Raw genomic sequence first — 10,238 nt, 5'->3', positions numbered from 1 at the left:
CCAGAGCGTAAGCCCTTTGATGCGCTTGATGTACTTCGCACACCTTACCGTATTGATATCATGCAGCCGGTTTATTTTATGATTGAGCGTATTGATGATTTGTTTGATATTGCGCATCAGGATATGCCGGCGCTGCTTGAACAAGCAAAAGCACTAGGCTTACATGCCCCTAAATTTCCACCAAAAGAACAACAAGCAAGTTAGGATACTATTAATGGCTGAGTTAACCAGTATGAAATGTGAAGCCTGTCGCGCAGATGCGCCGCGGGTATCGGATGCCGAGCTGCCCGAGCTGATGCGGCAATTACCTGATTGGACGCCGGTAGTGCGTGATGGCATTTTACAATTAGAGCGGCTATATAAGTTTAAAAACTTTAAATTGGCCTGGGCCTTTCATCAGAAGGTAGCTCAGCTGGCTGAAGACGAAGGCCATCACCCGGCATTGTTGCTGGAGTGGGGCAAGTTAACAGTAACCTGGTGGTCGCACTCGATTAAAGGCCTGCATAAAAACGATTTTATATGTGCTGCTAAAACGGATGCGCTGCTGAGCGACTAATATCAAATTCCCCTTTGGCTGGTTACCCATCGTATCCAGCCTGCTTTTAATCTGATTCGTGCACATATCTTTACAAATATGCTGGTCTAGTTTGCCTGCTTTACCGTAATATAGAGCCCTTGGTGGTATTTAAGGTTTGCTCTGACTATGCGTTTAGAAATCCAGTGCCAAAACCGTCTGGGCCTAGCTCAGGAGGTGTTAAATATTCTGGTTAGCTTTCAGCTCGACTTGCGTGGTATCGAGGTCGATCCGTCGCTGAACCGGATGTATGTGTCTTTTCCAAGTTTGCATTTTGAGCAGTTTCAGGAGCTGATGACCCGCATCCGGCGCATCAATGGCGTGGAAGATGTTAAAACCACTGCCTTTATGCCCTCAGAGCGTGAACATAATGAGCTGACCACCTTATTAAAAACCCTGCCGGATGGCTTAATTGCCATAGATTTGAAGGCCAATGTCACGGTAATTAACGACGCCGCGTTAACGGCCTTATCGGTGAATTACCATGATATTGTTGGCCAGTCACTGCAGAGTATGGTGAAAGGCTTTAATTTTCAGCGGTGGCTGGAAAGCGATGATGTGTTGGCACAAACCCGGCGTTTTGAAATTCACGGCAAAAGGTTTATTGCCGACATTTTACCGGTCATGGTGCAAGATGAAGCCGGCCATGAAATCTTAGCCAGTGCGGTGATTAACCTAAAATCAGAAAGTCGGCTTGGCCAGCATATGGTGGCTTTTAAAAAGGGCGATCAGGAAAGCTTTAATACCCTGCAAGCCAACAGCAACCTGATGCGCAAAGTGGTGCGTGAAGCAAAGAAAATGTCGCAGTTGGATGCGCCTATTTTAATTATGGGTGAAACCGGCACCGGTAAAGAGTTGCTGGCGCGCGCTTGTCATGCGGCAGGCAGTCGCCATGGCAAACCTTTTTTAGCGGTAAACTGCGCCTCACTGCCAGATAATGTCGCTGAATCTGAGTTGTTTGGTTATGGCCCTAATGCTTTTGCCGGCAGTAATGACAGCAAAAAAGGCATTTTTGAACAGGCCAATGGCGGTACGGTGTTTTTGGATGAAGTGGGCGAAATGTCGCACCAGTTGCAAACCAAACTTATCCGCTTTTTACAGGATGGCAGTTTTCGCAGGGTCGCTGATGAAAACGAAGTCAAAGTGGATGTGCGGGTGATTTGTACTACCCAAAAAGACTTACCCGGCATGGTGCAGGAAGGTAAGTTTCGCGAAGACTTATTCTATCGTTTAAACGTACTAACATTAACTTTGCCGCCGCTTCGCGAGCGTAAACAGGATGTGGTGCCGCTTGCCGAATTTTTTATCGCCCGGTTTGCTGCCCGTCTTGGCCGCAAGGCACCTCGGCTGACCGACAGTTGTGGCCAGTTTTTGCAGCAATATCCCTGGCCTGGTAATGTGCGCCAGTTAGAAAATGCGTTGTACCGGGCGGTGACCTTGCTTGAGGGTTATGAACTGGATAAAAGCCATCTGCAACTGCCAAGCTATACCAGCGACTTTGGCTATTTAGAGCAGGAGTTTGATGGCACTCTGGATGAAGCGGTGAAACGCTTTGAAGCTAACTTACTGCGCAAGCTGTATCCGGCGTACCCTAGTTCGCGGCAATTGGCAAAAAAGCTGGGTTTAAGCCACACTGCTGTGGCCAATAAACTCAGAGATTATGGCATTAACCGTAAGACCGTAAAAATTTAATTACAGCTTGTCCAGTTATCATTACTATTGTCAGGCCGCCAGCCTAGTCTGGCGGCCTGCTGCTTAGTGCACTGCTTAAAAAGTGTATTTTGTATGCTTAAGCTTACAAAACGCGCCTCCCTCAACGCTTTCCTACCAAACTGCCCGACTCTTCCTTTTTTTAATGGCGGGCGCATCATAAGGGCTAAATCGAGATAGCTTGGAGTAACACAGATGGTTGATATGACAAACCCTTTAGGTACAGATGGTTTTGAATTTGTTGAATATACAGCTGCAGATGCCGAAGGTATTGAAAAGTTGAAAGACTTGTTCCATTCACTTGGCTTTACCGAAGTGGCAAAGCACCGTTCAAAACAAGCCTGGTTGTACAAACAGGGTGATATTAACTTTATCATAAACGCTGAACCCAATTCTCAGGCAGAGGAATTTGCCCGCTTGCATGGCCCTTCTGTTTGTGCGATGGCGTTTCGGGTAAAAGATGCCGCCGCCGCCTTAAAACATGCGCTGGCTAATGGCGCCAAAGAATACAAAAACCAGATTGGCCCAATGGAACTGAATATCCCGGCTGTCTACGGCATTGGCAGCAGTTTGTTGTATTTTGTCGATCGTTATGGCGCCAGTTCAGTGTATGACATTGATTTTAAATATTACGATAACTGGCAAGTGGAAATGACCAAGCATGGTGTCGGTCTGGAAGTACTGGATCATCTCACGCATAACGTGATGCGTGGCAATATGAATGTTTGGGCTGGTTTTTATGAAAACATCGGTAATTTCCGTGAAATCCGCTACTTTGATATTGAAGGCAAGTTAACCGGCCTGGTGTCAAAAGCAATGACCGCGCCTTGTGGCAAAATTCGCATCCCGATTAATGAATCTTCAGATGACAAATCGCAGATTGAAGAGTTTATCCGCGAATATAAAGGTGAAGGTATTCAGCATATCGCTTTGACCAGTGATAATATTTATGAAACGGTTCGCACCCTTCGCAGCCGTGGCATGGACTTTATGCCGACCCCGGAAACCTATTACAACAAGGTGAACGAGCGGGTTGAAGGCCATGAAGAAGATTTAGACCAACTGCGCGATCTGCGTATCCTAATTGACGGCGCGCCAATGAAAGATGGCATTTTATTGCAAATCTTCACCACGACAGTGATTGGCCCGGTATTCTTCGAAATCATTCAGCGCAAAGGCAATGAAGGCTTTGGTGAGGGTAATTTTAAAGCCTTGTTTGAATCGATTGAAGAAGATCAAATTCAGCGTGGAGTATTAAGTAATGCGTAAATGGGCATCGTTTCCACTAAAGGAAGGGGATGTATCACGTCAGGCGCACGCCGACTTTCCACAGCAGGCGATTTATGAACGCGAAACCGGCCGCAGTGGTTTTTTTGGGCCGGCAACGCACTTTCATCACACTCATGCGCCTACTGGCTGGAGTGACTGGCAGGGGCCATTGCGGCCACAGTTGTTTAATTTTAATGATATAGCTCAGGTACAGCAGCAAAGCCCCTGGGCGGTACCGCATTTGCTGTTTAATGCGCACTGTAAAATGCGTACCTGGCGTCTGAGCGACAGCATGAGCCGCCTGGCCCGCAACGCTGATGGCGATGAGCTGCTGTTCATTCATGAAGGCAGTGCTGATTTGTATTGCGATTATGGTCATATGACAGTGCGCGATGGCGATTATATCGTGATCCCACGTTCGACTATGTGGCGGCTGGAGCCGAAAGAGCCGATGTTTATTCTGTTAATTGAAGCGACTAATGACAGCTATCAGTTACCGGAAAAAGGCTTGGTCGGCAATCATGCGATTTTTGACCCGGCTATGCTGGATACGCCAAAAATCAATGACGCCTTTAAGGCGCAGTACAGTGAGTCAAGCTGGCAGGTTGAAGTAAAACGCCATGATCAGGTGTCAGTGATTACTTACCCCTATAATCCGTTAGATGCCATCGGCTGGCATGGTGATTTAGCGGTAATGCGCATTAACTGGCGTGATATCCGGCCATTAATGAGCCACCGTTACCATTTACCGCCTTCAGCGCATACTACCTTTGTCGCGCAACGCTTTGTGGTGTGTACCTTTGTGCCGCGTCCTATTGAGAGTGATCCTGGCGCATTAAAAGTACCGTTCTATCATAACAATGACGACTATGATGAAGTGCTGTTTTACCATGCCGGTGATTTTTTCAGCCGCGACAATATTGAAAAAGGCATGGTGAGCTTTCACCCTGCGGGCTTTACTCATGGTCCGCACCCGAAAGCCTTTCAGGCCGGCCTGGAATACCGCAAAAAATTTACTGACGAAGTGGCGGTCATGCTCGACACCCGCGATGCACTGCAGGTGGGTGAAGCGGCGTTGGCCACAGAAAATCCGGATTACGTAAACAGCTGGAAAACCAAGCCCCAGGTCTGATGTTTATTAAGGAATTGTATGAAGTTAGCAAGTTTAAAAAATGATAGCCGCGATGGTCAGTTAGTGTTGGTGAGCCGGGATTTAAGTCGTTGTGTGCCGGTCCCTGACGTGGCTTTGACTATGCAACAGTTGCTGGATAACTGGGCCCTGTTAGCACCCAAGCTGCAACAGCATTATCAGGCACTAAATAGTGGTAGCCTAAGTGGTGAGATGCCTTTTAACCCTGCTCAGTGTGAGTCGCCTTTACCGCGCGCTTACCAGTGGGCCGATGGCAGTGCTTATGTCAATCATGTTGAGCTGGTGCGCAAAGCGCGCAATGCCGAGATGCCACCGAGTTTCTGGACTGATCCACTGATGTATCAGGGTGGCTCAGACGATTTTATCGGCCCGATGGACCACATTGAGGTGGTCAGTGAAGATTATGGGATCGATTTTGAGGGTGAAGTGGCAGTTATTACAGATGATGTGGCCATGCATTGCAGTGCCTCGGATGCCGCCAGTAAAATCCGCTTAATTATGTTAGTGAATGATGTATCGCTGCGCGGCTTAATCCCGAATGAGTTGGCAAAAGGTTTTGGCTTCTTTCAATCTAAGCCGTCTTCCAGCTTTAGCCCGGTGGCAGTGACGCCTGATGAGTTGGGTGACAAATGGCAGGATGGCCGCGTGCATTTACCCTTAGTGTCTACCTATAATGGTAAGGTGTTTGGCAAGCCGAATGCCGGTATCGACATGACCTTTAATTTTGGCCAGTTAATTGCCCATGCCGCTAAAACCCGGCACCTGGGTGCCGGTGCTGTTATAGGTTCAGGGACTGTATCCAATAAGCAGGGGACAGAGCATGGCTCAGCGGTAGATGAGGGCGGTGTTGGGTACAGCTGCATTGCCGAAATTAGGATGATTGAAACCATTCGCGATGGTAAGCCCACTACGCCTTTTATGCGTTTTGGTGATACCATTAAAATGGAAATGCTGGATGAGCAGGGGCAGAGTATTTTTGGTGCTATTGACCAGCAAGTGGTGCAATATAACGCCAAATAGCTTAAAACAGTGTAATGAGATGGTGCGGTACGAGCACTCCGTACATTTTTTCTGTGACGCGCCGTGAACCCATCCCTGGGGGCTCGATGATGAACTTCATCCGTGAAGTTCACCCGAGCGGGCCAGCTGAGCTGTTCAAATTCGTTCCTGACGAATTTGTTCGCTCATCCCGGGCTGCAACGGTCTCAGAAAAAAGTAGCTACGCGCTCGTACCTCATTTGTTGGTTCGAGCTTTTTTCTTCACATTCTGGGGCAGGTTTACAAGATGAAACTCTACAGCTACTGGCGTTCTTCCGCCGCTTACCGGGTGCGCATTGCCCTGAATGTCAAACAACTGAGTTTTGAGACCATACCGGTACATTTATTAAAAGACGGTGGTCAGCAACACGCCCTTGACTACCAGCAGCTTAATCCTAATCAGCTGGTGCCGACCTATGTTGATGGCGAACTGAGTTTAAACCAGTCGCTGGCAATTATTGAATACCTCGATGAAATCTATCCTGAGCCGGCGTTATTGCCTGAAGACGCCGCAGCCAGAGCCCAGGTGCGTGCTATGGCACTGGATATTGCCTGTGATATTCACCCGTTAAATAACCTGCGGGTACTGCAATACCTGACCGGGCCTTTAGCGCTGAGCGACGGGCAAAAAACCGAGTGGATCCACCACTGGCTACATACGGGCTTTCGTGCCCTTGAGCGGCGTTTACAACAGAGTGCCGGTGAATATTGCTTTGGCGATACCCTGACGCTGGCAGATGTCTGCCTGGTACCGCAAATGTACAATGCACTTCGTTTTAAGTTAGATACTTTGGAATACCCCACCATTAGTCGTGTCTATCATCACTGTCAGCAGTTGGCCGCTTTTGCGCTGGCCTCTCCTGAGCAACAGCCTGATGCTGATATAAACTAGTACTCCATTCTTAATATGAGTAAAGCGTATTTTAGGCGCTTTACTCATAGCTGCTTGTGCCTCAATGAGAATCACTATAGGTCGTTATTGTTATCCTGCCTTTGTCCTGGTAGCCGTTTTAATTCGATTTAAGCTTGAAACAGAGCTCCCCGGGGCTGATAACAAAGTGCTGGCGACTTCAGCTTTGCCGCAAACTCAGCCAGATTACTCTGCAAGTAAGATTTGAGTCGTACAAGATAACTCCACCAATCAATTAGTAAAACGCAAAATGCTTAAGCGTTTTTAAATCCATGTTTTGCAAGCAGATCATGGTTGCGGCACTTGCAGCTCTTAAGCAAAGCAGTGTTGATGCTGATATAGCAAAGCAGATAACTCATCAGGTATTGCAAAGTATGTTGCAACAAAGGTTGTTCAAAAAGCAAGCAAAGCAACTTGACAAGACAGCGGAAATTAGCAATTATTAAGACACATGAGACATTTAGGTCATTTGAGAGAGCGGAGCCGCTATGCCAATTCCAATTACGATTGCTGATGATTCAGCAATGTCCCGAAAAATTATTAGAAAAGCACTGTCTGCAGACTGGGATGTTGAAGTACATGAAGCTACTAACGGTAAAGAAGCATTAGCGGCTGTTGAATCAGGAAAAGCAGAAGTTCTTTTTTTAGATTTACAAATGCCTGAGATGGATGGTTTTGAAGTGCTAAAGCATTTAAAGGAGCAGCATGAAAAGACAATCGTCATAGTTATTAGTGCTGATATTCAGCCGCAGGCCTTAGCGATAGTCAATTCATTGGGGGCTTTTCGATTTCTACGCATTAGTATGTAATTGCATGCCGACTGAAATTTTTTCAACTGTCAGACCTTGCTCTCGCTTTTCAGTAATAATGGGGTTGTGTTTATGTAGTAGTTTGTCCAGTACATTAACTACATCAGGATCATACAAGGATCCTGACAGCCTTTTGATGGCATCAAAAGCCTCGTCACGGCTATGTTTCTTGGGATGTAATTTATGGTAAATCAAAGACCAGAAGTCGCGGGCAACACAAATGATCCGCGCACCGATATGAATATCCGTACCAACACGTTTATCTGGTGAGCCACTGCCATTAAAGCGTTCATACTGTTGACTTATCATATCTGACACTGAATGTAGGTGAGTAGCCGGAACCAGAATATCTTCGGCATGTTGGGGATGTTGTAAGTAAAAAGCACGTGCATTGCCATCCAGTTTATACCATGGCGTTTCCAGCATGTCGGAGTTGAAACTCAATTTACCCAGTTCGCAAAATAAGCCTGCCTGATAACACTCTTGTTGTTGCTCTTTAGAGAGTTGTAACAGTGCCGCGATGTGTTTAGAGGTTTCGGCCACATTAAGTGCAAATTCGCCACTTAACTGTGGGTTGATGCTAATAATATTGTAAAGCACTTCCAGAATTGACTTGTGCTCTTTACTGCGCTCTTCTACCAAGCCTTTGAGCTGAGTTAACGTCTTTTTAAGTTGTAGTGTCCTTTGATGTACCATTTCTTCCAGATTAAGGTTCATCTCTTTTAACTGTTTGTTTTGATTAGCAACTTTTATTGTCAGCTGTTTGTTAGAGGTGATCAACCTGAAAAACTCCAGGCCTTCATTCACTAATTGAATTAACTCAGCGTTTTCCCAGGGTTTTTGTACGTAGCGATGAATTTTTCCAATATTAATCGCCGTAATAGTAGAGCTGAGATCGGCATATCCGGTCATCAGAATACGATATGCATCAGGCTGTAATCGGGCCGCTTGCGATAAAAATTCTGCCCCATTCATCTGTGGCATTTTCATATCCGATATAATTAAATGAACAGCCTGTTGCTGCATCAGTTCAAGAGCTTCCTTACCGCTGTTAGCCAGTAACAACGTGTATGGTTTATCGATGAAAAGCCGTTTTAGTGATTTTAAAATACTCATCTCATCGTCAACACAAAGAACAGTTGGCATTGCAATGGATTCTTTCATTTCTAAGCCCTCACTTTCTCATGTGTCTTATTTGTCTTTAAGTAATGTTATATGCTATAACTGAGCTATGGTCAAGTTATGCTAAGAAGACGCTATCAATGAAAACATTAAAACCGGGTGAAATCGCCACTTATTGTGATGTCCACCATAGAACAGTCAGTCGCTGGATTGCCAATGGCCAGCTAAAAGGACATAAATTGCCGGGAAGAGGTAACTACCGTGTTTTGTTAGATGATTTTTTACTGTTTTTACATAAACAAAATATGCCTTTACCAGAAGCATTTGAGTCTTACGACAAACCCAACAAAGGTGAATTACAACATCAATGTTCAATTTTAATCATCGACGACGAAAGTGCATATCGTCAGGCTATCAGGCGAATACTGCAACCTGAGGGGTACAGTATTATGATGGCAAATGATGGGTTTCAGGCAGGCTTGTTGATCATGCAACATAAACCTGACTTAATTACGCTTGATCTGGCTATGCCAGGTTTAGATGGATTTGAAGTGCTAAGCTTTATTCGGGAACAACCTGAGCTTTCAAAAGTGAAAGTGCTAGTGATTTCCGGGATGGACAGGGCGCAATTAGCAAAGGCTCAGCAAGTAGGCGCAGATGCGGTTTTATCTAAACCTTTTGAGAATAACGAGCTGATTCAATTAGTAAATTCATTACTGCTGGAAGGTTAGACATGCAAAAAACTATTCTGTTGGTTGATGATGAAGTCAATATCCTAAAAGCGTTGGAGCGGTTGTTGCGACGTTCAGGATATACCGTGTTAACCGCAGAAAGCGGCTTTGCAGCATTAGAGCTGATGGCACAGCATGACTGCCATGTGGTTATCTCTGATTTTAGAATGCCTGGCATGACAGGTGATCAATTACTGCTCAACATCAAGCAAGACTTTCCTCAATGTATATGTATGGTATTGAGTGGTTTTGCTGATTTTAATGCAGTGATTGGGTTATTGAACTCTGGAAGTGCTTTCAGATTTTTGCAAAAACCCTGGGATGATGACGCCTTACTGATCGAAATTGAACTGGCTTTTGAGGAATACCATAAGCGACGTAACAAAAAAATACGAAATCAATTTTTGCTATCCAGTCGGGAGGCCTTATTGGAAGTGACTATGACTGGTCAACTGTGCCGCAGTAATGCCACAGCTCAACAATTATTAAGTATGTCGGGCACTGAGTTAGCGGTAGGTAATGTGTCGCAGCTTTTTTCGGATTTAGATACTGAACTACTCACTCAATTACTTAGCCGCCAAAAAATGGGAGTGCAGTGCCAACATCAAACCCGGGCAATCGAAGTGGATGTGCAGATGTCTGACAAGCATTTTGCTTTGCTTCGTTTGCAACTGGCTGAAGAGTTGCCGCTTTTAGTTGACAGTACCGTTAATCTGCCACAAGTTCTGAATCAAAATGGCTTGATAAGAAAAATTTATAGCCTTTTGCAAACGAATAAAACGTCGGCGTTGGTAGCGCTACAAATTAAAGATTATCACCTTATAAATGACATTATCGGATTTGTAGAAGCCGAACAATTATTTGAAAACATTGCCGGGTCCTTATTGTCTAGTATGTCTAAGTATGGATGTCTGGGGTATTTGGC

The 10,238-nt window shown here is 45.5% G+C and carries 10 protein-coding genes and 1 pseudogene; 10 read left to right on the top strand and 1 reads right to left on the bottom strand.

Going from position 1 to position 10,238, the window contains the following annotated elements:
* From phhA to V7D78_RS10760, 8 genes and pseudogenes are all read left to right on the top strand, one after another.
* Window positions 1-204, top strand: a pseudogene (gene phhA / locus V7D78_RS10795) (phenylalanine 4-monooxygenase); the annotation flags it as partial.
* Window positions 205-214: 10 nt separating this feature from the next.
* Entirely contained in the window at window positions 215-556 is a 342-nt protein-coding gene (locus V7D78_RS10790) for a 4a-hydroxytetrahydrobiopterin dehydratase (protein ID WP_333608462.1), read from the top strand.
* A 147-nt stretch (window positions 557-703) separates the two neighbouring features.
* Window positions 704-2,266: a transcriptional regulator TyrR gene (gene tyrR, locus V7D78_RS10785; protein ID WP_333608461.1), complete on the top strand. Its 1,563-nt coding sequence runs from the start codon at window positions 704-706 to the stop codon at window positions 2,264-2,266.
* Window positions 2,267-2,479: 213 nt separating this feature from the next.
* Window positions 2,480-3,553 (top strand): 4-hydroxyphenylpyruvate dioxygenase, encoded by a 1,074-nt coding sequence (gene hppD, locus V7D78_RS10780; protein ID WP_333608460.1) that lies wholly within the window; start codon window positions 2,480-2,482, stop codon window positions 3,551-3,553.
* A complete protein-coding gene (locus V7D78_RS10775; RefSeq protein WP_333608459.1) occupies window positions 3,546-4,685 on the top strand; it encodes a homogentisate 1,2-dioxygenase in 1,140 nt (379 codons plus the stop codon). Before hppD ends, V7D78_RS10775 begins: the two co-directional genes overlap by 8 nt.
* 18 nt (window positions 4,686-4,703) lie before the next feature.
* A complete protein-coding gene (locus tag V7D78_RS10770; protein WP_333608458.1) occupies window positions 4,704-5,723 on the top strand; it encodes a fumarylacetoacetate hydrolase family protein in 1,020 nt (339 codons plus the stop codon).
* Between the two features lie 265 nt (window positions 5,724-5,988).
* Entirely contained in the window at window positions 5,989-6,633 is a 645-nt protein-coding gene (gene maiA / locus V7D78_RS10765) for a maleylacetoacetate isomerase (RefSeq protein ID WP_333608457.1), read from the top strand.
* A 506-nt stretch (window positions 6,634-7,139) separates the two neighbouring features.
* Window positions 7,140-7,460 (top strand): response regulator, encoded by a 321-nt coding sequence (locus tag V7D78_RS10760; protein ID WP_333608456.1) that lies wholly within the window; start codon window positions 7,140-7,142, stop codon window positions 7,458-7,460.
* Here V7D78_RS10760 and V7D78_RS10755 read toward each other — a convergent pair.
* Window positions 7,443-8,624 (bottom strand): HD domain-containing phosphohydrolase, encoded by a 1,182-nt coding sequence (locus V7D78_RS10755; protein ID WP_333608455.1) that lies wholly within the window; start codon window positions 8,622-8,624, stop codon window positions 7,443-7,445. The genes V7D78_RS10760 and V7D78_RS10755 overlap by 18 nt on opposite strands.
* A 98-nt stretch (window positions 8,625-8,722) precedes the next feature.
* Between V7D78_RS10755 and V7D78_RS10750 the strand changes: the two genes are divergently transcribed.
* Together V7D78_RS10750 and V7D78_RS10745 are read left to right on the top strand one after the other, a co-directional pair.
* A complete protein-coding gene (locus tag V7D78_RS10750; RefSeq protein WP_333608454.1) occupies window positions 8,723-9,313 on the top strand; it encodes a response regulator in 591 nt (196 codons plus the stop codon).
* A 2-nt stretch (window positions 9,314-9,315) separates the two neighbouring features.
* On the top strand, window positions 9,316-10,238 hold a 923-nt coding region (locus V7D78_RS10745), incomplete at its 3' end, for a response regulator (protein ID WP_333608453.1).

It is taken from the genome of Arsukibacterium sp. (genome assembly GCF_036735525.1).
Classification (GTDB): domain Bacteria; phylum Pseudomonadota; class Gammaproteobacteria; order Enterobacterales; family Alteromonadaceae; genus Alishewanella.
The sequence above is the reverse complement of the archived record's forward strand: the minus strand, read 5'-3'. Positions and strand labels throughout refer to the sequence as shown.

Bases quoted from the DNA above. Each gene is read 5' to 3' on its own strand.
- V7D78_RS10790 (WP_333608462.1), top strand. From the start codon at position 215: ATGGCTGAGTTAACCAGTATGAAATGTGAAGCCTGTCGCGCAGATGCG.
- tyrR (WP_333608461.1), top strand. From the start codon at position 704: ATGCGTTTAGAAATCCAGTGCCAAAACCGTCTGGGCCTAGCTCAGGAG.
- hppD (WP_333608460.1), top strand. From the start codon at position 2,480: ATGGTTGATATGACAAACCCTTTAGGTACAGATGGTTTTGAATTTGTT.
- V7D78_RS10775 (WP_333608459.1), top strand. From the start codon at position 3,546: ATGCGTAAATGGGCATCGTTTCCACTAAAGGAAGGGGATGTATCACGT.
- V7D78_RS10770 (WP_333608458.1), top strand. From the start codon at position 4,704: ATGAAGTTAGCAAGTTTAAAAAATGATAGCCGCGATGGTCAGTTAGTG.
- maiA (WP_333608457.1), top strand. From the start codon at position 5,989: ATGAAACTCTACAGCTACTGGCGTTCTTCCGCCGCTTACCGGGTGCGC.
- V7D78_RS10760 (WP_333608456.1), top strand. From the start codon at position 7,140: ATGCCAATTCCAATTACGATTGCTGATGATTCAGCAATGTCCCGAAAA.
- V7D78_RS10755 (WP_333608455.1), bottom strand. From the start codon at position 8,624: ATGAAAGAATCCATTGCAATGCCAACTGTTCTTTGTGTTGACGATGAG.
- V7D78_RS10750 (WP_333608454.1), top strand. From the start codon at position 8,723: ATGAAAACATTAAAACCGGGTGAAATCGCCACTTATTGTGATGTCCAC.